The 24,477-nt window shown below is 36.9% G+C and carries 21 protein-coding genes; 13 read left to right on the top strand and 8 right to left on the bottom strand.

The window, feature by feature from the left end; all coding sequences use genetic code 11:
- Nucleotides 1-3: 3 nt before the first annotated feature.
- Nucleotides 4-954 (bottom strand): ABC transporter permease, encoded by a 951-nt coding sequence (locus AC1TPB_RS14485; protein WP_482077156.1) that lies wholly within the window; start codon nt 952-954, stop codon nt 4-6.
- An 86-nt stretch (nt 955-1,040) separates the two neighbouring features.
- The gene (locus tag AC1TPB_RS14480) at nt 1,041-2,645 is read right to left on the bottom strand and encodes an ABC transporter substrate-binding protein (protein WP_482077155.1); all 1,605 of its coding nucleotides are present in this window, start codon (nt 2,643-2,645) and stop codon (nt 1,041-1,043) included.
- Nucleotides 2,646-3,042: 397 nt separating this feature from the next.
- Here AC1TPB_RS14480 and AC1TPB_RS14475 point away from each other — a divergent pair, with 397 nt between their 5' ends.
- The gene (locus AC1TPB_RS14475; protein WP_482077154.1) at nt 3,043-3,321 is read left to right on the top strand and encodes a hypothetical protein; all 279 of its coding nucleotides are present in this window, start codon (nt 3,043-3,045) and stop codon (nt 3,319-3,321) included.
- Between the two features lie 140 nt (nt 3,322-3,461).
- On the opposite strand, the gene AC1TPB_RS14470 is transcribed toward AC1TPB_RS14475, so the two are convergent.
- The gene (locus AC1TPB_RS14470; protein ID WP_482077153.1) at nt 3,462-3,989 is read right to left on the bottom strand and encodes a class I SAM-dependent methyltransferase; all 528 of its coding nucleotides are present in this window, start codon (nt 3,987-3,989) and stop codon (nt 3,462-3,464) included.
- 328 nt (nt 3,990-4,317) lie between these two features.
- Here AC1TPB_RS14470 and AC1TPB_RS14465 point away from each other — a divergent pair, with 328 nt between their 5' ends.
- From AC1TPB_RS14465 to AC1TPB_RS14455, 3 genes are read left to right on the top strand one after another with little or no spacing between them, the layout of a single operon-like run.
- Complete coding sequence (locus AC1TPB_RS14465; RefSeq protein WP_482077152.1) at nt 4,318-4,917, top strand: glycosyltransferase family 2 protein; 600 nt, start codon at nt 4,318-4,320, stop codon at nt 4,915-4,917.
- A gap of 59 nt (nt 4,918-4,976) precedes the next feature.
- The gene (locus AC1TPB_RS14460; protein WP_482077151.1) at nt 4,977-5,996 is read left to right on the top strand and encodes a polysaccharide biosynthesis protein; all 1,020 of its coding nucleotides are present in this window, start codon (nt 4,977-4,979) and stop codon (nt 5,994-5,996) included.
- Nucleotides 5,993-6,865 carry an SDR family oxidoreductase gene (locus AC1TPB_RS14455; protein ID WP_482077150.1) on the top strand — a complete coding sequence of 291 codons (873 nt, stop codon included), beginning with the start codon at nt 5,993-5,995 and terminating at the stop codon, nt 6,863-6,865. Before AC1TPB_RS14460 ends, AC1TPB_RS14455 begins: the two co-directional genes overlap by 4 nt.
- A 552-nt stretch (nt 6,866-7,417) precedes the next feature.
- Here the strand turns inward: AC1TPB_RS14455 and AC1TPB_RS14450 are convergent.
- Complete coding sequence (locus tag AC1TPB_RS14450; protein ID WP_482077149.1) at nt 7,418-8,290, bottom strand: hypothetical protein; 873 nt, start codon at nt 8,288-8,290, stop codon at nt 7,418-7,420.
- A gap of 359 nt (nt 8,291-8,649) precedes the next feature.
- Here AC1TPB_RS14450 and AC1TPB_RS14445 point away from each other — a divergent pair, with 359 nt between their 5' ends.
- The 7 genes from AC1TPB_RS14445 (at nt 8,650) to AC1TPB_RS14415 (ending at nt 17,207) form a co-directional block, all read left to right on the top strand.
- The gene (locus tag AC1TPB_RS14445; protein ID WP_482077148.1) at nt 8,650-10,908 is read left to right on the top strand and encodes an AraC family transcriptional regulator; all 2,259 of its coding nucleotides are present in this window, start codon (nt 8,650-8,652) and stop codon (nt 10,906-10,908) included.
- 325 nt (nt 10,909-11,233) lie between these two features.
- Nucleotides 11,234-12,850: an extracellular solute-binding protein gene (locus AC1TPB_RS14440; RefSeq protein ID WP_482077147.1), complete on the top strand. Its 1,617-nt coding sequence runs from the start codon at nt 11,234-11,236 to the stop codon at nt 12,848-12,850.
- A 58-nt stretch (nt 12,851-12,908) separates the two neighbouring features.
- The gene (locus AC1TPB_RS14435; protein ID WP_482077146.1) at nt 12,909-13,820 is read left to right on the top strand and encodes an ABC transporter permease; all 912 of its coding nucleotides are present in this window, start codon (nt 12,909-12,911) and stop codon (nt 13,818-13,820) included.
- A 39-nt stretch (nt 13,821-13,859) separates the two neighbouring features.
- Nucleotides 13,860-14,753 (top strand): carbohydrate ABC transporter permease, encoded by an 894-nt coding sequence (locus AC1TPB_RS14430; protein WP_482077145.1) that lies wholly within the window; start codon nt 13,860-13,862, stop codon nt 14,751-14,753.
- Nucleotides 14,754-15,169: 416 nt separating this feature from the next.
- Nucleotides 15,170-16,468, top strand: coding sequence for a uracil/xanthine transporter (locus AC1TPB_RS14425; RefSeq protein WP_482077144.1), 1,299 nt, complete (start codon nt 15,170-15,172; stop codon nt 16,466-16,468).
- A gap of 164 nt (nt 16,469-16,632) precedes the next feature.
- The gene (locus AC1TPB_RS14420) at nt 16,633-16,962 is read left to right on the top strand and encodes a hypothetical protein (RefSeq protein ID WP_482077143.1); all 330 of its coding nucleotides are present in this window, start codon (nt 16,633-16,635) and stop codon (nt 16,960-16,962) included.
- A 71-nt stretch (nt 16,963-17,033) separates the two neighbouring features.
- A complete protein-coding gene (locus AC1TPB_RS14415) occupies nt 17,034-17,207 on the top strand; it encodes a hypothetical protein (RefSeq protein WP_482077142.1) in 174 nt (57 codons plus the stop codon).
- 172 nt (nt 17,208-17,379) lie between these two features.
- On the opposite strand, the gene AC1TPB_RS14410 is transcribed toward AC1TPB_RS14415, so the two are convergent.
- The gene (locus AC1TPB_RS14410; protein WP_482077141.1) at nt 17,380-18,519 is read right to left on the bottom strand and encodes a toxic anion resistance protein; all 1,140 of its coding nucleotides are present in this window, start codon (nt 18,517-18,519) and stop codon (nt 17,380-17,382) included.
- 160 nt (nt 18,520-18,679) lie between these two features.
- Here AC1TPB_RS14410 and AC1TPB_RS14405 point away from each other — a divergent pair, with 160 nt between their 5' ends.
- A complete protein-coding gene (locus AC1TPB_RS14405; RefSeq protein WP_482077140.1) occupies nt 18,680-18,808 on the top strand; it encodes a hypothetical protein in 129 nt (42 codons plus the stop codon).
- Nucleotides 18,809-18,846: 38 nt separating this feature from the next.
- Here the strand turns inward: AC1TPB_RS14405 and AC1TPB_RS14400 are convergent, their stop codons facing one another.
- The 3 genes from AC1TPB_RS14400 to AC1TPB_RS14390 form a co-directional block, all read right to left on the bottom strand.
- The gene (locus tag AC1TPB_RS14400; protein ID WP_482077139.1) at nt 18,847-20,535 is read right to left on the bottom strand and encodes a vWA domain-containing protein; all 1,689 of its coding nucleotides are present in this window, start codon (nt 20,533-20,535) and stop codon (nt 18,847-18,849) included.
- A gap of 12 nt (nt 20,536-20,547) precedes the next feature.
- Nucleotides 20,548-21,282: a hypothetical protein gene (locus AC1TPB_RS14395; protein WP_482077245.1), complete on the bottom strand. Its 735-nt coding sequence runs from the start codon at nt 21,280-21,282 to the stop codon at nt 20,548-20,550.
- Nucleotides 21,283-21,596: 314 nt separating this feature from the next.
- On the bottom strand, nt 21,597-23,039 hold the full coding sequence (locus AC1TPB_RS14390; protein WP_482077138.1) for a DEAD/DEAH box helicase: 1,443 nt from the start codon (nt 23,037-23,039) through the stop codon (nt 21,597-21,599).
- A gap of 384 nt (nt 23,040-23,423) precedes the next feature.
- Between AC1TPB_RS14390 and AC1TPB_RS14385 the strand changes: the two genes are divergently transcribed.
- Nucleotides 23,424-24,362: a TRM11 family SAM-dependent methyltransferase gene (locus tag AC1TPB_RS14385; RefSeq protein WP_482077137.1), complete on the top strand. Its 939-nt coding sequence runs from the start codon at nt 23,424-23,426 to the stop codon at nt 24,360-24,362.
- Nucleotides 24,363-24,477: the final 115 nt, after the last annotated feature.

Raw genomic sequence — 24,477 nt, 5'->3', positions numbered from 1 at the left:
TTCTCACCTCATCTTCTTAATTCTTGGATCAGCAAAACTATATAGTATATCCGCAATCAAATTCCCTAATATTAACATGACAGATGATAGTAATGTTATTCCCATTATTAAAGGATAATCTAATCCTTTAACAGCAGTCATACCAAGTGATCCTAGTCCTGGCCATGAAAATACCGTTTCTGTAACAATCGCACCAGCTACGATATCACCGACTGACATACCTAGCAATGTAATAATTGGTAGCAATACATGCTTTAAAACATGTCGTTTTAAAACTTGTGTTTTGGAGGAACCAAAAGCATATTGAATTTGCACGTAGTCTTCCTTCAGTTGTCCAATGGTACTAGAGCGAATATAGCGTACATAGACCGACAGAAATCCGATAGCGAGTACGCTACAAGGTAATATTGCGTGTTGAATAACATCCCAAGTTGAGGTTACTCCTATTGTCCTCATCCCCATACTTGGAAGCCATCCTAATTTCACTGCAAAGAAATAGATAAATAATATCCCTAACCAGAATCCGGGAATTGAAATACCGATGTATGAAAACATATTAATGCATTTATCAACAAAACGATTACGATTGGAGCCTGCAATCAAACCTAATGGAATAGCTAATATAACAGCTAAAACAATTGCTCCACTCATCAGACCAACAGTTGCTGGAATACGTTCGACAATTTGTCCTAAGACAGGTTTGTGATTAATTAGCGAATACCCTAGATCTCCTTGCAAAACTCCCTTTAACCAGATGAAGTATTGTACGTATGCCGGTTTGTCCAGTCCTAAATTATGTCTAACTCTCTCAATATCTTCTGCATGCATATTAGGTGTGACGAAGTTAAGTACAGGATCACCAGGTGCAGCCTTGATCAGCACAAAGCTAACAATGGAGACAAAGAAGAGTAATGGAATTGTCTGGAGTAGTCGTTTCGCTATGAGTTGGTTCATAACATATTCTCCCTCTACGTAGTAGCAAAAAAATAAGCTGAATGATCAGCTTATTTTTTTGCATACTTGTTCATTTGACCTTACAATTATTTCTTATATATTTTTGATAGATCTTCAAAGATATATACTGGTTTCAACTTAGCTTCTTCAACACCACCGAATTGATTGCTTACTGCTACAATCGTTTTCGTGTATGCGATTGGATATTGAATCGCTTCAGCTGCGATAAGCTCTTGAACTTGTTTGTAAATCTCTTCACGCTTAACAACGTCACCTTCACCTGCACCCGCAAGGAATAAGGCATCAATATCCTTATTAGCTACATGGCTGAAATTAGATGTTGCATCTGATAAGAATAGAATACGGTAAGCATCTGGATCATACCCCATAATGTATCCGCCTAAAAACACTTCATAATCCGTTGTATTGGCAGCATTCAGCTTTTGACCATATGCAGATGCATCCATCGTTTGAAGTTCAACCTGTACACCAATATCACCAAGTTTTTGTTGTACATATATAGCTACTGCTTCTTGAGCTTTATTACCGCTTGAAACTATAAATCTTAGCTTCAAGTTACTAACACCTTCATTAGCTAATATTTGCTTTGCTTTCTCAGCATCATAATCATAAGATGTTACATCATTCGTATGGAACAAGCCATCTGGTGTTAAAAATGAATGAGCTGCATTAGCATAATCGCTAGATGTATAAGCAACTTGAATTAATTCATCACGATCAAGCGCATAAGATAATGCTTTACGAACCTCAATATTATTCAGCACTCCAGTATCACTAATCTGGTTGAAGTTCAAGTATGCAAGGCGACCTTCTTCATAAGGATAGATCGCAAAATTGTTTGTTGCTTCGATTGTCGATACATCTTGAGGATCTACATATTTCACATGGATTTCACCATTTTGAAGTGCTAGGTTAGCTGTGTTTGTATCTTTGGCAATACGATAAGTTACCCCATCAAGATAAGGTTTGCCACCATAGTAATCATCGAAACGCTCTAGTGATACATACTCACCTGTTTTATATTCTTTGAATTTGAATGGACCAGATCCAATTGGAGCATTATTTTTGTCACTTTTTTCTAAGTTTGTTTCATTCTCATACATATGCTTAGGAATTGGGAATACTTGTGACAATGTTGCTTCAAAAGCTGGATTAACTTGTGGCAGCTTGAAGTTCACTGTATATTCATCAACTTTTTCAACTTCAATCGCTTTACCACCCACGAAGAAGTTTTCACGAAGTAGACTATTTTGATTTTCATCAACAATCTTTTCAATTGTAAATACAATGTCATCTGCCGTTACTGGCTCGCCATCATGCCATTTGGCATCATCACGTAATGTTAACGTATAAGTTAGACCATCTTCGGAAAGCTCAAGACTTTTTGCAAGATAGAAAGTTTTTTCGCCATTAGATACTTGGAATAAAGGTGAATACAATGATTGGTTAATTGTTAAGCTAACGCGATCACCTGCATAGTTTGGATTAAGAATAACTGGATCACTTGCTACAGCAATAATAAGATTGCCGCCTTGTTTTGGCTCACCACTAACTTCATTTCCAGTGTTAGGTGTGTTATTGGGAGTTGTATTGCCATTATTGCTTGAGCATGCCGCTACAACTGCAATAATTAGAATTAGTAATGTCACTGTTGAAAAAATCTTTTTCATGGTAGTTCCCCCTGTTGTTTTATTATTCCCTAATAGTACATCGGATTAATCGGAATTACAATGTTTTTATTGTTTTTTTCGTTGTTTCACCGAAATTTATTATGTAAACGTTTTATTTCGAATGAAAATAATCAAAACACATTTATGAATAAAATTTATGTATCCGATTATTTCTTATTATAATTGAAACTTTTTCGTTTGTATAATCCCTAAGCACTTTTCGTCAAACTTTCTTATTACAAATAGCTGATTCCATGTAATATGGTAGTAGTATAAGCAGTTAGTAATTGTTGTATTCTATTTGTTTTTCCAAAACTTATATTTTTAGAAAAATGATCTTACAGCATAATTTATAGTATAATAATGAAGAATCCATATTAATGAGGAGATGATCCATTTGGCTAAAAGCACAGCACGTAAATTTCGCGAAAAACAAGCGAAGCAAAAGGGATATGATCTAATAAGTCAACAACGTGGCGGACAGCATATTGCCATTGTAACGGTAACAAAAATGACGAAAACAAAACAAAGTAAACTTCTCCAAAACAAACACAAAAAGCGCAATGTCTCTGAGCTAGAACAGAGTTATTGCGCTTTTTTTGACCACAATAGAATTTATAAATTTCCGAGAGTAGCGATGGACAAATTCTTTTTGGCGATAAAACCTACTTTATAAACGCGATCGCTCATCCTTGAATTGCCTCGATAGTGATTTTCCCATTCCATTAAGTTCATAGTGTTTTCTACCCTCTACGTACTCCCATTAACTGCTACACATTCATATTGTGTAATCTGCTGCTAGTTCAACTCGATCATTTACTTTTCATGCCACGATAATTGCGTCTGACGTTTCCTACAAATTGTTAACCCTGGCGAAATAGGGATCGTCATCATTTCATATAATTTTGTTTCCTTTGATAATTCTTCAACTGCTTGATATGCAGTCTCACACAATGACCGCCGCATCATATGCTCATTTTCAGGATGGGTATCATGCAATAAAATTAAGCCATGCGGGGCTACAAATGGAAAAAAATCTCTGAAATCTTGTAACACTGCCTCTTTCGAATGATCTGCATCGATGAATAACATATCAATTTGCAGAGGATTAGCCTCTAATTCCTTAGCGAATTCCTGAGTGGTACCATTAAAAAATTGAGCATTCATTTCTTTTATCATATTATTGCCGGAACTTGGAGTAATATCCACTCCTATCGAGCGTTCAGCCAGAGGTGCTATTCGATTAAAAAGATAACAATTCTGTATGCCTAGTTCCACATATACCTTTGGTCGGACAAGACTTGCCAAATTAAAGATAAAGTCTTCATGCCAGTTTACTCTCATATTCATCATCTCTTTCCGTTATATATTGTTTAATCCAACGAATTATCAATTTTTCGTTTAATCCGTTAAATTGGTATCAATAATTTCGGATCCATCTACAATATTCTGGATCTACTTTTAGTCATTCCTTATATTATTTCAACGAACTAAAAAGTGTTACAGTTTCCTCGCTAGAGCGAAAATTATTTATAGTGCTTGAGTATGTTATACATTTTGCAACGAACACTGATGTGCTGAAGAGGGTACCTCCACGTCATATCCTGCATATAGTAATTTAATTGAAGTCATTTATCCTATAAATTAGTCATTTAAAGGTAGGAGGATTTGTATGAAATTTAGCTTTATAAGTCCCGTTTATAATAGTCAACAATGGATTAAAACCATGTTAGATAGTATCCCTAAAGATTATGCCTATGAAATTATCGTATGTGATGATGGCTCTACAGATCAAACCGTAGAAATTTTACAGGAATATCAAAAAACTTGCCCACAGTTAAAAATTTTACTAAACGAAAAAAATAAGGGTGCAAGTTATACCTATAATCGATGTATTGAAGAGGCAACTGGTGACTACTTAGGGATCATTGATAGCGATGATATGTATTTGCCAACAATTCGAGATGTATTAGATCAGGTCGATGGACAATATGATATTTATTACTACAATATGCTTACAAAATTAGGTCTAAACTTTGTAATAACCGAGGAAAATCGTTATGGATGGTGTGGACAATTTAAAATTATTAGAAGAAGTTGTATTGGCGATGCAACGTTCACTGTTAGAAAAGATATGGCCGGTGATTGTGATTTCAATAGAGCTTTACTCGATCAAAACCCAACCCGTAAATATACTGGCATATTCGCCTATTGGTATAACTACCCGAGAGAAAATTCTGAATACGACTTGTACCAAAGAGGGCTGAAATAAGACAATTATATTTCTACAATGTTATAACGTCCTATTACAGGGAAGGTGTGGAGATTATTATGTTTAAAGATAAGACATTACTCATTACAGGCGGTACAGGTTCATTTGGCAATGTGGTACTAGAGCGGTTTTTAAGTACCGACATTAAGCAAATCAGAATATTCTCCAGGGACGAAAAAAAGCAAGATGATATGCGAACTCGATATCAGAACAATAAAATTAAGTTCTTTATTGGGGATGTTCGTGATATTAGTAGTTTAAATAGCGCAATGTATGGTGTCGATTATGTTTTCCATGCAGCAGCACTTAAACAAGTTCCCTCTTGTGAATTTTTTCCGTTAGAAGCCGTCAAAACAAATGTACTCGGTACAGACAATGTATTGACTGCAGCGATCAATGCAGGCGTAAAAAAAGTGATTTGCCTTTCAACCGACAAAGCAGCATACCCCATTAATGCAATGGGGATTTCGAAAGCAATGATGGAGAAAACATTTATTGCCAAATCTAGAATGGTCTCCTCTGACAAAACATTAATTTGTGGAACAAGATATGGAAACGTAATGGCATCTCGCGGCTCAGTCATTCCTTTATTTGTAGAGCAAATTAAGGCTGGAAAACCATTAACGATTACTGATCCCAAAATGACACGCTTTATTATGAGCCTTGAAGAAGCGATGGAGTTAGTATTATACGCCTTTCATCATGCAGAGAATGGAGATATCATGGTTCAAAAATCTCCAGCTTCCTATATAGGAGATTTAGCACAAGCATTAATAGAATTATTTGATGGAAATAATAAAATTAATGTGATCGGTACACGTCACGGTGAAAAAGTATATGAAGTACTGCTAACGAAAGAAGAAGCTGCAAAAGCCATTGATTTGGAAAATTTCTATCGAGTTCCTTCAGATAATCGCGATCTAAATTATGGGAAATATCTTGAAAACGGCTCTCATAAAATTACGTTAACTGATGAATATAACTCAAATAATACAAAAATTCTTTCTGTAAAGGAAATCAAAGAAAAGCTGTTACAACTTCCATTCATTCAGGAAGAGCTGCACAAATGGAAAGGGTGAGTAAATTGAAATATTTAGTTCTTGGAGCAACTGGTATGGCCGGCCATACGATCTCATTATATTTACATGAGAAAGGACATGAAGTCACTACCTTTTCGAGAACATCATTTCCTTTTTGTGACAACATCACTGGAGACATTCGAGATTCCTCTTTATTAAAATCTATTTTATCCAAAGGCTATGATGTCATTATCAATTGCATCGGTATTTTAAATGAAGCCTGTAATAAGGAGCCTTCAAACGCCGTCTACCTAAATAGTTACTTGCCTCACTTCATCGTTGACTTATTAAAAAACACCTCAACAAAGCTCATACACATGAGTACGGATTGCGTTTTCTCTGGAAAGTCAGCTCCGTATTTTGAAAATAGCTTACATGATGGAGAAACATTTTACGATCGATCAAAAGCTTTAGGAGAAATTAGTAATCACCATCTAACATTTAGAAACTCAATTATCGGTCCAGATATGAAAAAAGACGGAATTGGGTTGTTTAATTGGTTTATGAAACAAAATGAAACTATAAATGGTTATACCGGTGCGATTTGGACTGGTGTTACTACTTTAACTTTAGCAAAAGCTATGGAAAGAGCGGCGACAGAAGACGTAACCGGGATATATAATCTTGTGAACAATACGAGTATAACTAAGTATGATTTATTAAATCTGTTTAATTACCACTTTAATGAAAATAAATTAAACATTTTACCTTCTACTGCATTAAACCTCGATAAAACTCTACGGAATAACCGAAATGATTTTTCGTTCCATGTACCTAGTTATGAACAAATGATTTTAGAAATGAAAGATTGGATCGATACACACAAAAATTTATATCCACATTATTTTAGTTCCACATTCAGTCCATAAATTATCATTGGTATCGATAATCGTACTGCCCACGTATGTATTTACAAATGTGGCTAATCAAAAAAGGGGGTGCGGACAAAATCCTGGACTTTAGAATAGGAGGATGTCCACAAACACCCTTTTGTACATATTTAGATTACTATCTTTCTTATGAAAGAGTCTTGTATCAATATGACTTTCATTATTAGATTAGTTTTTGGGATCGCCGCTCCGAGAACTAATCACTGTTCCAATCGGAGATCGCTCCGAGGACAATAACGAACGCTATCGCTTTTCCACTAGTGATTAGTTCTCTCCGCTACAGCAAAGGTAGGGAAAGACAAAGAGTGGAACTACTTTGCCGACTATAAGCGGGTTAAGTTATTTTTCTGCTCTACTTTTGTACTTTGTTAATTAGCGTAGTAGATTAACAACATGCTGTCGTGGAATCATTCACTCCATCTCAACTTTTCCCCAACTCAAAAAAAGCTCCGTCACAAATAATGTGACGGAGCTTTTTTGAGGTTTCACAAGAAGAAAGCTACATGCTACACCTGTAACTCATTTCTTACTTTATTTGTTTTCATACTCTTCAAATTCATACTGACTCAATGTGAATTCGCCATCTAGGTAACCTATGACTGTTTTCAATTCCCCAATATAGATAGGAGAAACAATCTTTTCTGCGCCAACTGCTACACCAAATGTTCCTATTAATTGTTGCCCTTCCACAGAAAAATCTGCAATGTTTCCCCATATTAATGTGTCATTAATCGTACCGTATTCAGAGATTTGAAGATCTTGGAGATCCACCTCATATCGCTGATTCGCAAACGTTAATTCTCCCCTCAATAGAGAATTTTGCTCGAATAATCGAATACTATCCGCTTCTTGAAGTTGGCTGATATATTGCTCAGGTTGATATGTGTATTCATAAATTTGTTGAACATCTCCAGCCTGATTAATTTCTAACATATGTAACTCGGAAATAGATATACCTGTACCAGAACCTATGTATAGTACGACAGCTAGTTCATCTTGTCCGTCTCCATCAAAATCTTCTAGTGCCATGTTCGGTAGAATTCCTCTTGGCGTCATTCCTGTCCATTCATACGTATAGCTTTGATCATTGATATGAAGCATGTACTCTCCAGTTTCAGTAATTTCCATATAAATATTTTCGCCTGCAATTTCAGCTACAGGGTTTGTAAATAACGATTCTAATTTCTCTGTTGTCTGATCTATTTCTGGAATACTTACATCCGCATCTGGATTTATACCAGTTTGTGAATTGTTCAACGTAGCAGATTGTCCGTTACTCTGTTTTACACTTTGTTTTATATCTAGTTCTTTACCTTGCACACCACATGCTACGAACAGTAATACACTTGCTATCATCATTAATGCTACGAGTACCATTTTCCATTGATAAGATAATAATTTCATCTTGCCCCTCCTACAACTTTTCATTACTTCTCGATCATCATCTTAGTTGATGAAAAGTGACATCGGAAGCATTAACCTAACTTTAATGAACATAGGTATGACTACTCTTATCTTTAGACGAAAGTAATAAGCTAACTGTTGCTTACTTTATCTTATTATTACAAAAAAGTGTGGAAATCAATTATGAAAAAGACGATCTAATAAACTAGGCATCCTGTTTAATCTCGGATGCCTAATTTGTTATGAATAGTTATATTAGTTGCATGTATACGTTGAAAATATAATCCTTAGTATACATCTAATTAAATAATGCCTATGTTATAATCATAAACAATAGTGAAGCGATTGGAGATATATAAATGATAAAAAAGCCTTTATTAATTAAATTTTTGATCTCATACTTATCCATTCTTATTCTACCTATTGCCGCTGTTCTAGCATATTATTATCCATATTCCACTGCTATTGTGAAAGATAAAGCTAGTGCTTGGAACATGCATGTGACAGAGCAACTTATGAATTCTATGGATATATTTACGAAGTATGCTTATAATCTCCCCGCAGAAATTATGCAAAATCGCGAAATCAAGCCCTATATGGCACCTGAGAATGAGTATCAAAAAGTTATTATCGCTCGAGAAATGCGTAAATACAATATTACAGATGCATTTATCGAAAACTCATTACTCTATCTCAAAAATATTGACTATTTTTTCAGTAAAACTGGAAGCGCATACACAATAGATGATTTCTCCAATAAAGGTGTAGGCTATGTGTATGAGCAATGGCCTGCTGAACAAATGGTTCAAGAGCTGAACTATACTACTGAGCCTATTGTTAGATCCGCCGAATCTGTATACGTTCCGGGTGGTCATAAAGTTAATCTACTTAGCTTTGTATTACCAATGCCATTAGGCGGCAGCAATTCGCCTGGCTCAATGCTCATTCTTGTGAAGGAATCTACTATTTTGAATATGATGCAATCAAGTAGCGATACTTACAATGGCATTTTTCTGATTACTGATAACAAGCAGCGTTGCCTTGTTGCTTCAATTGGTTGCCCTACTATTATTGATTCCGAGTTCAATCAGCTTCTTTCACTAAGTGATGAGCAATTTGCTAATTTACATACGATTACGTTGAACAAAGAGCAATACATTGTATCCAGAACAACATCTGATATTAATCAGTGGAATTATATTCGTCTATTACCGATAGCTGAGACGATTCAGGATATAAGAATTATTCAATTTAGCACCTTAATATTGTTGCTCGTTATTATTAGTATTACGGCATTAATTATTTATATTTCATTGCGCTATAACTATCATCCGATTAGGAGACTAGTAGAGGTTTCCTCAAAGTTGTTTGCCGATGATAGTAAAAAGCCGAAAAATGAAATTGAAACGATCCACTATGCACTAGATCAATTATCTATTACTAAAGAAAAGCTAGATGAACAGCTACAGCAGACACGACCTAAAATGAGAGATACTATTTTGTTCCAGCTCGTATTGGGCAACTTTGAACATTGGGAAGCATTCGACTCGGACGCTCATTTATACAATATCCAATTCTCTAATGAATACATTACCGTTGTCATTCTCTCAGCTGAAAGTGATGTAGACAGTCTCGCGATCCTTCAGCATTGCAAAGCGAAGTTCAAATTACTCGAAGGTGGAATTATTCCATATGTGCTAAAAAGTCAATATAACCATGAAATTATTATCATTATATCTCATCAGCCAATGGACTCCTTACACTCCTTTGTTTCCCTACTACAGCAGGAGCTGCTTGAAGTTTTGAAACTGGATAGTTTAATTGGCATCAGCTTAAGTCATCATAAACATAATATTAAAGTATTCCATTACGGCTATTTGCAAGCATCTCGCAGTATCGAGCAAATTCGATTCCAGCGTACAAGTACAATCGTTACTTATAATGATAGTCAGCAGCCATCAACTGGAGTTGTATCTTATCAAACGGAATTAATGCAATCACTTGAATTAGCAATCTTGAAAAATGATGCCGATCGTATTGAAGCACTTATTCAACATATTCAAACGTATATGGGTGGTACTGGCATGCCATCACATGTTATTCGTACTATATACCTCAATACGATGAGTATTTTGTTCAATACGCTTGAACGCTTCCAGCAGGATAATAATACAGCACTTCATAATATTGAATTCGTCTTCCAAAATCGTTATTCCTTGGATCAGATGTTATCGATTATGACCGATACAACGAATAAGCTATGTGAGATTATAACCCTTACTCTGCCTACATCACGAAAAGCTTCAAGTGAAAACATATTAGCGTTCGTTGATTCTTACTGGCATGATTCTAATCTTTCATTGCAATTTATGGCTGATCATTTCGAGATGTCGGTTTCGAATTTTAGCTACCACTTCAAAAAAACAATCGGTCATAACTTCAAAGAATATATCGATCAGCTGCGTATTCAACATTCTATTCATTATTTGAAATCGAGTAATGATCCTATTGAAAGTGTTGCCCTTAAAGTAGGTTATATGAATTCATCTAGTTTCATCAGATCATTCAAAAAAATTACTGGATCTACACCAGGACAATATCGAGATCATATGAAGTAAACTTTACCGCTGATTACTTACTTAGCTTTCGATAAGTAAGGGGTCAGCGGTTTTTCTGCAAGAGCTTGTATAGTAAGTAGACTGTGTAATATTGTACTTTTAGCCTATCTGCTTTTTTCGTAGAATCTACAATATTCAAATTTTGAATTTTGAATATTGTTAAAAACCGCATATTAATAACGTTTTAAAGCGCTTTCAATAATTGTTCATCGCTCAATTCTTGGACGTATACAGGAGCTATACAATCACGATAAAGTTAATTTGCCAACCACATATGTCATCTTGCTTTCCAACTCATTGGCAAAACTATATAGGGGGAACATTTATGAAAAAGGTTATTTCTATGTTACTTGTCATCATGTTATGTGCATCATTAGTTGCAGCATGTAGTAAGTCAGAAGGAAATGGAGATGGTAGCTCTAAGCCAGCTGAAGGCAATGAGAAAAAAGCTAAGCTTACTGCCATTATTGTAAAGCATGCTCTAACGAAGCCTTTAGCAGAAATGGAATGGCTTCAAGAAATAGCAGAGAAAGCAAACGTGGATATTGAATGGCAAGAAATTACGGCGGACTGGGATCAAAAGAAAGGTCCTATGCTAGCCAGTGGCGACATTCCTGATCTATTTGTCGGTCCAACAGTAATTACCGATGCGGACTTTGCGCAATTCAATGGTTTGTTCCAAGACATTAACGAATTAATGGAGCTAGCTCCTAATGTAGAGAAAATGTTTAACGATAAACCAGAAACTAAAATTATCTCTACACAAACCGATGGTCGCATACTAGGCTTACCGAAGTACCAACGCTTCTGGCCTGATTCTGTAAATCGCCAATATATTAACCAAACTTGGCTAGACAATCTTCAATTGGAAATGCCAACGAACTGGGATGAGCTCTATAACGTCCTTCTAGCATTCAAAGAACAAGATGCGAATGGTAATGGCGATACTACCGATGAAATTCCTGTAGATTGGACGGGTGGCATTGGTGGCTTCTTCAATCCAGCAGTTATGCTTGGTGGTTCAGGTATTAATCTTTCCTCTGATGTAAGTGGTCAAGGCTATTTTGTAGAAGATGGACAAGTAAAAAACTATCTTCTCGATGATCGCTACAAAGAATTAGTAGTCTTTCTTAATAAATTGTATAGTGCTGGTCTCATTAATACTGAAGTATTCACTCATGATTACACGAAATTTCAATCCGTATCTCGAGGCGAGGGCGATATTGCCAAAGTAGGTTTCACTTGGGGCTGGGTAGGCTCTGACCGTTTCGGTGAGCAGCTAGCTCCGCAATATACGTCTATGGCTCCACTAAGAACAAGCGATGCGTACACTGGTGATGTATCTTGGAGTTATGATTCAAATACTTTAAACTTTGGCGCTAACGCTATTGTAATGTCAGCTAAATCGAAAAATAAAGAAGCTGCGATGCGCTTTATTAATGAACTATATGCTCCTGAAGTAGGTATTCAAGTACTGTTCGGTTCAATCGGACCTAATATCGCGAAAAATGATGATGGTTCTTATACCGTATTACCACCACAAGATGCACAAATGGACCCAGGTACATGGAAATGGACTTCGACATGGGCAGATAACGGCGGATTCTATATTTCTGATGATATTAAACTTACTTTAGGAACAGATATGCAAGAGGTGCTTACAGATTCAGAAGCACTTAAGGATGCACTAGCAAAAATTAATCCAGAAGAAGATATTTTCCCAAGCGTATTTATTAAATACACGAGCGATGACAACAATACGATGAGTCTTAACAATACCAATATTATGAACCTAGCGAATACAAACTTTGCGAAATGGATTACGTCTGATGGCGTGCAAGCAGAGTGGGATAGCTATGTTAATGAATTAGTTAAAGCTGGATTGAATCAAAATCTAGAGATTATGCAGAAATATTTCGACGAGTACAAAGCTAAAAACTAATGAATGATTAGAGGAGGGTCTAAGAGCCCTCCCCTACTATTCAATAAGGAGTATGCATATGAAACTAGCTCTCAAATCCAAAACATTTATTAGAGATTATCAATTATGGGTCATGATACTACCAGCTATTATCGCGATTATTATTTTCAACTACATTCCCATGTACGGTATTCAATTAGCATTCAAGGACTTCGACTTTAGTAAAGGGTTAACTGGCGGAGAGTTTCGCGGGTTTCATTATTTCACGCAATTTATAGAAAATTATCAATTCGCAACGTTAATGAAAAACACATTTATTATTAGCTTCGCAACGATTATTATTGGATTTCCGGCGCCAATTATACTAGCTTTATTACTGAATCAAATTCGTATTAAAAAGTTCAAGCAGATCATGCAAACGACCGTTTACTTACCGCATTTCATCTCAATTATCGTGCTTGTTGGTATGTTGAATGTATTACTTTCATCAGAAACGGGAATTGTAGGCCATTTGATGAAGGCAGTTGGACTTGGACATATTAATCTATTAGCATCAGTTAATACGTTCATCCCCCTCTACGTTCTATCAGATATTTGGCAGCATTGTGGATGGAATAGCATTATCTTCCTAGCAGCATTATCAACGGTTGATCCACAGCTTTATGATTCCGCCAAAATAGATGGGGCTAATCGCTTCCAAATGATTCGCCATATTGATTTTCCAGCGTTAAAGCCTACTATAATTATTCTATTCATTCTTAGTATGGGTAATATTTTGGGCACAGGCTTTGAAAAAATCTTCCTTATGCAAAACAATTTGAATCTTCCTGTATCGGAAGTTATTGCAACCTATGTCTATAAAATTGGAATTGTTTCTAATCAATTTAGCTATGCGTCTGCGATCGGGTTATTCAATACACTCATTAACTTTGCCTTCCTAATTAGTATGAATGCGATATCGAAAAAAGTATCAGATACAAGCTTGTACTAATCAATCTTGCATAAACGTATACGTGAAAGGAGATTAGCGATGACTATCAAATCAAAATCTATCGGTGAACTATGCTTTACTTATTGCTTAGCCATTCTCTGTGTTGTTATTTTCTTACTTATTGCCTATCCACTATACTTCATCATTATTGCATCTATTAGTGATTCTGTACTAGTCTCCACTGGCAAAGTGTTGTTGTTCCCGAAGGGAGTAAGTTTCTTCGGCTATAACGAAATTTTTCAGGATAGCCGTATTTGGGTAGGCTATCGCAATACGATTATTTATACCGTTGCAGGGACAGCTGTTAATCTACTTGTTACATTACCGGCAGCCTATGTCCTTTCTCGTAAAGAATTCAAGGCTGGCAAAATTATTATGTTCGCCTTCGTGTTTACGATGTTTTTCAATGGTGGACTAATTCCAACGTATTTGTTAATGAAGGATCTCAATATTATTAATACGATGTGGGTATTTATTTTACCGTTTTGCGTCAATGTATTCTATCTAATTATTGCTCGTACATTTTTTGAAAATTCATTGCCGAAGGAAGTATACGAGGCGGCTGCAATGGATGGTTGCTCACATTTCACCTATTTTCTTAAAGTTGCATTACCACTTTCCAAAGCGCTCATTTCTGTAATCGGACTGTACTATTTAGTAGGTCATTGGAACAATTTCTTTACAGGGCTCATCTACATTCGCAGTAATGAGCTACAGCCACTGCAAATTGTGTTACGCGATATTTTGTTATCTAACCAAGTATTCTCTGGCGGGGCCGGATCGGGTGGCGGTGTAGGTGGTTATGCGCAGCGTTATGCCGATCAGATTAAGTACGGTGTTATTATTATCTCAACATTACCGATTCTTACAGTGTATCCTTTCATTCAAAAATATTTTGATAAAGGTGTTATGATTGGTTCGGTTAAAGGCTAAACTCATGAAACAAAAAGGAGAAGTTCGTCTGTAGTTCCAACTACAGATGAGCTTCTCCTTCTTTGTTAAGGTATTGTCTTAAATTACTCTTCTTGAAATGACATTTCTGAACCAGTTATATGATAACCATCCTCATCGTGCTTAATAACTCTTATGTAGTTACTATTCGGATCAACAACCCATACAGTATCTTTATCCATTTGGATTACGGAAATTTGTTGTGGAGCATAGTTTTGAGGGTAACATTTAAGCCCTCCTCTTACTATAAAGTAATGTTTCTAATTATTTTGCCCAGTCGTGCTATACTAGTTGTTGTGTCACAAAAATCTGTTAGCTTCATTATTAAACTTATACAAATGAAGGAAAGTTTAGTACAATGATCAAGGTTATTCAGCATGATAAAGGATAGGGTGATTATGAAATTTAGGAATGATAATTCAATAAAGGTAACATTTTTCGCTTCGCTACAATGGATGTTTTTTATTTTTGCAAACATTGTTGTCGTACCGATTTCAATCGGGTTAGCATTTGATCTACCTACATATGAAGTTGTAACGATTCTACGAAGCTCGCTAATCATTACGGGTATCGCTTGTATATTACAGGCACTTATCGGTCATAAATATCCGCTATTAGAAGGACATTCTGGTGTGATGTGGGCATTAATGTTGAATCTAGGTGTTTCTGCACCCACACTCGGTCTTAGCCTAATAGATATTGGTGGCGGTGTAGCTACGGGAATGCTATTAGCAGGCGCTGTCGTTATTTTACTTGCTGTATGCGGGGCAACTCCGATTATTCAAAAAATATTTAGCCCAATGGTTATGAATGTATTTCTCATGCTGCTCACATTCCAGCTTGCCTTTATCTTCTTCAAAGGAATGTTGAAAATTAATGATGATGGCACGCTAAACATGGCGATTACCATTTTTTCCGTTATCGTTGCTATATTTGTAGCTATTCTGAAAATTAAAGGAAATGCAATAATCGGAAACTTCTCATTATTAATCGGTATTATTGTTGGTTGGATATTGTATGCACTTATCTTCCCGGCAGAGAGCTTAATATCAGCAGCTGATGGGGCGCAGTCTTCATTTCGCTTCTTCCCATTAGGTAAGCCTAATTTGCAATATGGTATTATATTCATTACGTTCCTTGGCTGTATTCTCAATATGAGCAATACCTTCGCTTCGATCAATGCTGCATCTAAGTTAGATAATAGCTCACCACAGCCGAAGCAATATCGTAATTCTCTATTCTTAACAGGAGTCTATAGCGTAGTCGCATCGCTGTTCGGCTTAGTAGCGTACGCTCCATTCGCTTCATCGGTAGGTTTCTTGGAAAGCACGCAAATTTATGATAAGAAACCATTTCTAATTGGCGGGGCCATTATAACTATTCTTGGAATTATTCCATCATTAGGACTGATGCTGGCAACTATTCCGATTACAGTTGGAAACGCCGTGCTATTCGTGGCATATTTGCAGCTATTAGGCACAACATTAAAAGGTTTTCAAGGACATAGCTTCAACTCGATTTCTATTCACCGTATTGCGATACCGATATTAGTTGGAGTAAGTTTGCTAGCAACAGATGCAACGATATTTGCTAACTTTCCATCGCTCGTTCAGCCGTTATTAAGTAATGGTTTTATTGTTGGGGTGTTGCTATCCATACTATTGGAAACGACAGTAAAGTGGGATAAGAAACTCTAACCATCCACCTGTGCTTCTAGCTTAGTCGGCGGCGAATATGCTCTACATCGAAAGCATAAGCTTTCGATGTATGTTTCTTGCAGAAACATTGTAGGTGCTCGTGTACCCATAACCTACAATGTGCCGTACACGTGCTGCTGAGTGGAATAAAGGTAAACGTACCTTTGTTTGATACTGAGATGGTGCTCCTGAGCGAAATAGAGCAAAAAGTTACCTTATTCAATCCTCAAACTGTGCTACCGAGTAAATTAAAGCAAAAAGTTACCTTATTTAATCCTCAAACGGTGCTACCGAGTCAATTAAAGCAAAAAGTTACCTTATTTGCTCCTCAAACGGCGCTCCTGAGTGAATTAAAACAAAAAGTTACCTTATTTGCTCCGTATCCCATGCTCCCCCAGCCAATTAAAGCTGCAAACTCGCTATCACCATGTGGTCAGTTTATTCAAACAAAGAATCTCCTTTCGGGCATATATAAATTTTTATTTTGTATGTGAAAATTATCACATACACTTATATAAGTATGTTCTATACTTAGCTTATCAAACAAAGATATGGAGTGATTATAATGACTGACCAAACAACGAGAAACCTATTACAATCTTGCTACACCTGCCCTGATGCTGTGAATTGCGATACAGAAGAAAAATGTAAGGCTTGCTTTGCAGATCAGCAATTAGAGGCTGAGCAGCTAGAAGAAAATCTAACAACAGAGGAGCTACTGAGACAGTATGCATTATAGCTCGATAGGAAATCTTATTAATTTCCATAAACAATATGAACCAAAAGGTCGAGTGTAAGGATTTTTCATCATTCCTCATACTCGACCTTCACTTGCTATAATCATCGCTACCCTACCAGAGAGAAAATTCAATGGTCCCATCTCCGAATGCCAATACGTTTGGCGCTACTTACTACAAACCTAGCTTATTCCCTTGCTCTAATCGTTGAATTTGTTGTTCCCCACTATCGGCTAATTCTCTAAATTGATTAATCGTATCCCGCATCTTCGGTAATGCTTCCTGCTTATAAGTACTAATCGAGTCTAGCGCTGATAGAACGTCGGTAAATGCCTGCTTTAACGTATCTACGGAAATACTAGCTTCTAGCGATTGTTTATGAATTTCTGCACCTTGCTCCTTCAGCATTCTAGAAGTGCCGCTAATTAGATTATTCGTAGTTTCGTTCAATAATTCAATCTTTTTCAATACAATTTTCTGATTATAAAGTGCACTTGCTACCGTAACTGCAATTTTTAGAGCAGATACAGTCACATTTCTTGCCCGATCTACCCCTCTAATTAATTCTTTATTGTTGCGAATAACGACTTCAATAGCCATAATTCCCTGTTGATTAACAACCTGCATTTGCTGCAAATCCATCACACGTTGGCGTAGAGGGAATAACACTTCCTCCGTTATAAATCTAACCTTATTCTCATCCTCGTTGCGCTGCTTAGCTGCTTCAATCTGAGTTTCAATCTCTGCATCCATCAAAATACCGAGCTGAATTTCCTTTTGCAGCCTTTTCGTTAATTCTCTAAGCGTCTGCTGTTCCAGCTCTAACGTCGTATTATCATTACGCAGCACCGTTTTCCCTTTGTCTAAAGAAATAACAATATCGGAGATCATCGAGTCTGCCTTCTGATACTTTGTAAAATAAGCACGCAATGGATTGAACAGCTTACCTAATAAACCGCTTTTGGCAAAATCAATAACACTAGGGTCAAGATCCTTCAATTGTAAATGAAGCTCAGTAAGCCCTTTCGCTACTTGACCGCCTTCATCACCTGTTTTAGATAAATTCCCTACGGAAACTTGCAATAAAGAATTTTTATCCGATGAAGATCTCATCGTACTCATACCGAAGCTATCAATCGATTGCAGAACTTCTGATCGTTTCTCAAAGGATTCAATATCTAACGCTAATATAGCGTTAACATTGTTCATCGCTAACTCCCTCAGCTGAGTAACCTCGGCTGGTTCTGGCTTAACTTCCTCTTCAATTACAGCCTTCAACTTCTCTGGTGTTACAACTTCCATAGAAAACGTCATCGCATAGCCTCCTATTAATTAAGATGTTTTGAACTTCCACCCTAGAACCAACCCACAACGCGAGGGTACGTTATTAGTACACAAGCAATCGTGTTGAAATACTCCAAGGTATTCCCACAGTCGGATGTTTTGAGTTTCCCCTCCAATAAAGGCTCAAAAAATGGGCTTTCAGAACCAAGAAGATGGAGCGCTACTTGAGGAAGGCGGAAGCGCAAGTGTACGTTATTGGTACACGCGAACCGTACTTCCCAAGTTCGCTTCATATTCGATGTCGATTACGCTACGTTAGCATACTCATCGTTATCAAAGTCCATTTTTTGAGTTTCCTTACATTTGGACGTTTAATAAGTTGCTTATTTTGTATACAACATCATCCGTATCAGCATTAATACTGGCAGCTTCATTAATACTAGATATGCTCTTTAAGGCGTCAATATTAGCATTGTAGCCAATCGTGTAGATTGGAATTTTGTACGTCTCGATCAATCCTTTAATATCTTTCAATGAATTTCCTTCAGTCGTTTCCCCATCACTGAGCAAGAAAATAATTGGCTTTACATTCGGGTCAAGCTTCAATTGATCTTGTAGTAACTTCATCGCTACAACAAGGCCATCAAATGTAGCTGTACCACCACCAGATTGTAAACTCTCAACTGCACCTACAAACATAGACTGCTGATTCGTATCGTATTTACCAATGGGAAGATTGATGGTCACATTACTAGAATAGGATACAAGACCAATACTGTTATCCCTTCCCAAATACTTTTGCCCTTTCATCAGCGATTCTTTCAATCCATTTAGTGGATCACCAACCATACTTCCAGATATATCTGCAACGAACATTGCCGCAACTGGCTTGTCACCATTTTTCTTTTCTTTCCATAGCTTCTGAGCAGCAGTTAGCAATGTACCTTCCACCGGTTCTAATTCTGATTGATATTCTTCTAGTCCATTAAAGCCTTTATCATTAGCCAACTTCTGATACTTATCTTGTGCGACAAAATCGGAAAATTGTTGAATAATATCTCTTTTGTATTGCGGTAGATCGCCTAGTGCATACAACGGACTATCATGTCTTACACCAAAAGGAGTAAATACATAACCTGTTTTCAAATCTGCTGTATTCACAAACGTCTGATACTCTAATACAAATGCATCTAACATACCTGTCTTCGCCGCTTCTCGCATTTGGATCGTTGTAGAAGCAATGAACGGAACATTCGCTTGGAATTTTTCAAACCCTTGAACTGCCTTATCGCTTAGTAAGTCTTCATTATCAAACGTCTGCAAAGTCGTTACTAGAAAATTCAATCCTGTAGAGCTTGCAAACGGATCAGTATAGCCCATCGCTAATTCATTATCTGATATCGCATCGGTTATCGTCTTCACATTGAGCGCACCATATTTATCTACTAACTCATCGTATTTCGCTTTAGTTGAGACGACCCCTGGGACATTACCTACAAGTCGCTTCGTTACAAGCTCTGTTGGTATTCCTTCCGCTCTCACCATTTCTCCCCATAGCTCATTAGATGGCGTAAATGCATCAGGAACGTATTTACCTGATCGAATAAAGTCTGCAGCAGTACCCGAAGCAATATTGCGGATTTTCACCGAAACTCTCTTCCCATCAACTTGAATTCCTGATTTATTAAATTCATCTGCGACGTCATTCAACCAGCCGTCAATACCAGTACCTGATTTCTCTGTAGATGAAAATATTTCTATGTAACTATCCGTTGTATTTTCTACGGAAACTGGAAACTTAGATATATCGGGTAATGAATCTCCAATTGCCACAGGATCAAGATCAACTTGACCTTTAATCTGTTCTGCACTTGTTACTTTAATATTTTTGTATAGTTTATCTAACTTTTTGTCTGCATCTTCCTCAGAAACTTCTGTGCTCGTTTTACCTAAATTAGATGTCAGCGTTACTCCCAAATATACAAGTCCAAATACAATGATCGTAATAACTATTAATAAAGTAAATACTTTTCCTTTATTCGCCATTCCAGCTCCCCCTTATTGTTTATAAAACTTAGTTTGTGTAATCAATTCATCAATTTCTTTCATGCAAGGCATTTCCTCAACATCTTTATAATCTGAGCTACCTAACAATGAAATTTCCAATAGCAACTTATCTAGCTTTAGCAAAATCTCTTCATTAGCTCCAACATAGCCTTTTACATAATTGACGTACTCATTATGCAGCTCAAACTTTTGTTGCATAAGCTTATTAGAAAATGAAGATGATCTATGTTTATCGGCGAATTCGGATAGAGCCGAAGCATCAAATACATTTACCTTATTAATAATTCCTTTAATATTGGATAAGAACAATTTTTCTACTTCTATAATGACTGCTGCAAACTTTTTGTAACTGAGCTCCGTTATTTCAAATCTATCGTTAAGAACATTGTGTAACGTGAGCTTCTTCTTCTCCATTCGTTCTAATTGATCAATTGCCAAATCAATTTCCAGCTTCAGTACTTTGTTATTTTTGTATTGCAGTAGACCTTCCTTATAATCCTCTTGCGACTTTATATCTCTGACCGCTAACACTACCGGAGATTTGAATAGTAATGTATAGCTTCCATATAATAGCACTAACGCACTAATGATTAATATCGTTATACCTGAAGCTGTTTCAATAGCATTGCTTCCCCAAATTGTTAATCCTACCAATCCAGGAGACAGCATGACAATATTAAGTACTACAATGGCTACAACAAGTCCAAACAGCTTTACTACCCTCATGCTACTCAATGCACATACCTCCTCACTTGAACTATTGCTTAACTGCATGTCGACAGGACTCATTCAGTAATCCCTTACTATTTTATCACATAAAAATTGGTTAATCGTTATTTATTTTCAATAATTGGATACTTATCATTGTGATACGTCATTTCAAGTAAATCGTTTCAGTTTCCCACTTTTTTCCGATTAAAGTAACAGGATGACCATTTGGCGAATATGGACTATAACTATAAAAATAAAAAAGCATCTTCAGCAATAAACGTCGGTTTCACGTTCATCACTAACGATGCTTCTATTATAAAGCAGTATATTTACTTTGCTCTGCGCACTTTCAACTGCTTACCTTTAACGGTAGTTTCTCTCATCACATCAAGTACAAGCTGTCCCTTACCATTCAATATCTCAACATCAGTTACATTGTCAAGAATGGTAATTATTCCGATATCATCAGCAGTTACACCTTCAATTTTCGCAATTGTCCCTACAAAGTCAACCGCTCTAAACTTTTTCTTCTTGCCGCCATTGAAGTTAAGCTTCATAATCTGCTTATTCAATTGCTCACGCTTATCCTTTTTCAACTCAGGACCAGCACTCATCTTAGCATTGAATGCTTCTCTACGTAGATCGACAGCATCCTCCGATGGTGCTTTTACGCGAGCGATCGCAAAACCAATATAGTCTTCAATATCTTTCAATCGTCTACCATCGGTTGGTGCAACAAAAGTAATCGCTTTACCCTGTTTACCTGCACGACCAGTTCGTCCTGTGCGGTGAACATAGCTTTCTTTCTCAAGCGGAATATCGTAGTTGATTACATGCGTAATATTCGTAATATCAATACCTCTAGCAGCGACATCCGTCGCTACTAAATAACGGAACTGCCCTGCACGAAAAGCGTTCATAACTTCAAAACGCTCTTCTTGCTCCATACCACCATGGATACGATCAATCGGATAATCACATTCAACCATTTCTCGATACAATTGGTCGACATGTTCCTGTGTACGACAGAAAATAATGCAGCTATCCGGGCTTTCTACAATGAGTACATTTTGCAATAATGCTAGCTTGTCCGCTGGCTTCACTTCAATAAGTGAATGCTCAATCGTTGACGTCGTTATGCCGCTCGCTTTAATTTCAATTTCGGTAGGGTTGTCCATATATTGACGAGAAAGCTTAGCTACATCCTCAGGGAAAGTAGCGGAAAACAGCATCGTTACTCGATCATTTGGAATAGCTTGAATAATCGCTTGCACTTGTTCAATAAAGCCCATATTCAACATTTCATCTGCTTCATCGATTACAAGATAGGCAATTCGCTCAAGTGACAGTGTACCACGTTCAATATGGTCATTCACTCGACCCGGTGTACCAACGACCATATGGGTACGTTGTTTTAACTCTGCTTTTTGCACATGAAACGGAGACTTACCGTACAAAGCCGTAGACTTAATACGTTTGAAGCGTCCAATATTCGTTAAATCTTCATTAACCTGCACCGCTAACTCACGTGTCGGAGTAAGAATTAATGCTTGTGGCTTATTCTCATTCCAATCGACTAGCTCGCATAGTGGGATACCGTATGCTGCTGTTTTTCCGCTACCTGTCTGCGACTTCACGACAAGATCTTGATTTTGCAATGCGACTGGAATAACTTTGGATTGCACTTCTGTTGCCGCTTCATAGCCTAAGCTATGTAACGCCCTTACAATCTCTTCACTTAATTGATAATCTGTAAATTTATGCTCACTCATTATTGACCTCTTCTACGTTATATTAGTTAACCTATTTATATAGGATAAATTCGTTATTCAATGTTACTTGATCTATTATACTCTGAAAATGATTTTATTATAGTCACTGTTTTGAACTACCTCTTCCAAGAAAAGTTCAAAAATCGGGATTTCAGAACCGAGAAGATGAGACGCTACTTGAGAAAGGCGGAAGCGCAAATGTACGTTATTGGTACATGCGAACCGTACTTTCCAAGTTCGTTTCATATTCGACGCCGAATACACTACGTTAGCATCACTTCGTTATCAAAGTCCGCTTTTTGAACTACCTCTTATATATATGTCGGTTATAGCGTATAATAAGGTCTTATGCATGTCATGGAAAAGGATGCGACGACTTACATTATGAGTACACAATATATATACACGTATGGATATAGAATAGAAGAAGTAGAATTATGTCAACTTGAAATGCGTTCCCTATTCGGAAAACAATCAGAATCTGGCGTTTTGATAAGTGATATTTGCATCAATGCAGACCGCAGTCCATTTATGAGAGAACGACTTGAAGTTCTTTACGAAGGTAATACACTTGAAAGCATTTATGAGCAAGTTAGACAAATCAAGCTCAACGATCAAACCTTCAAAGTTATCTTTATGAAAATGAATGATTTATCCGCTCCCAACAAAATCGAATACGATGGCCAACGCAGCATTGAGCGCAAACTAGGAATGATCATCGAAGGAGACGCTGATGTGCGTCAGCCAGACCAAACATTTGGCATCATAACTTTAGGCGGTCAATGGTATTTCGGCAACTATATTAAAAGTAAAGCGATATGGCTCGACCATATGAAAAAACCGAAAAGCTACTCGATTGCATTAAGTACTCGCGTTGCCAGAGCTATCGTTAATATTGCCGTACCTGATCCTATAGGAGTGAAAGCAATTGATCCTTGCTGTGGTATTGGTACAGTGCTCGTTGAAGCATTATCGATGGATATTGATATGATTGGTCGGGATATCAATCATTTTGTCGTACAAGGTACTCGTGAAAATTTGATTCATTTCAATTATGAAGCTTCCGTGGAATGTGGAGATATCGCTGAGGTAACCGATCATTATGATGTTGCTATTGTAGATTTGCCATATAACCACTTCTCTCATACTACACCAGAAGCGCAAGTAGCCCTTATACAGCATGCCCGCCGTATAGCTGACAAAGCAGTTATTGTAACGGTAGGAAATATCGATGATTCGCTTACTGATGTTGGCTTCACCATACTTGATCGCTGTACTACGAGAAAAAGTAATTTTATTAGACAAATCATTGTTTGTCAGTAGATAAACTTGCGATTAATTCACTAATATATCCAATTAAACTGCAATTTTAACTACAAATTCATCTGCAATTATGACTACAAAGCAAAAGACACCTAACAAGGTGTCTTTTCACATA

The organism is Paenibacillus sp. Y951 (genome assembly GCF_056786395.1).
Note: the sequence above shows the minus strand (reverse complement) of the source record. Positions and strands in the feature narration are given on the sequence as shown.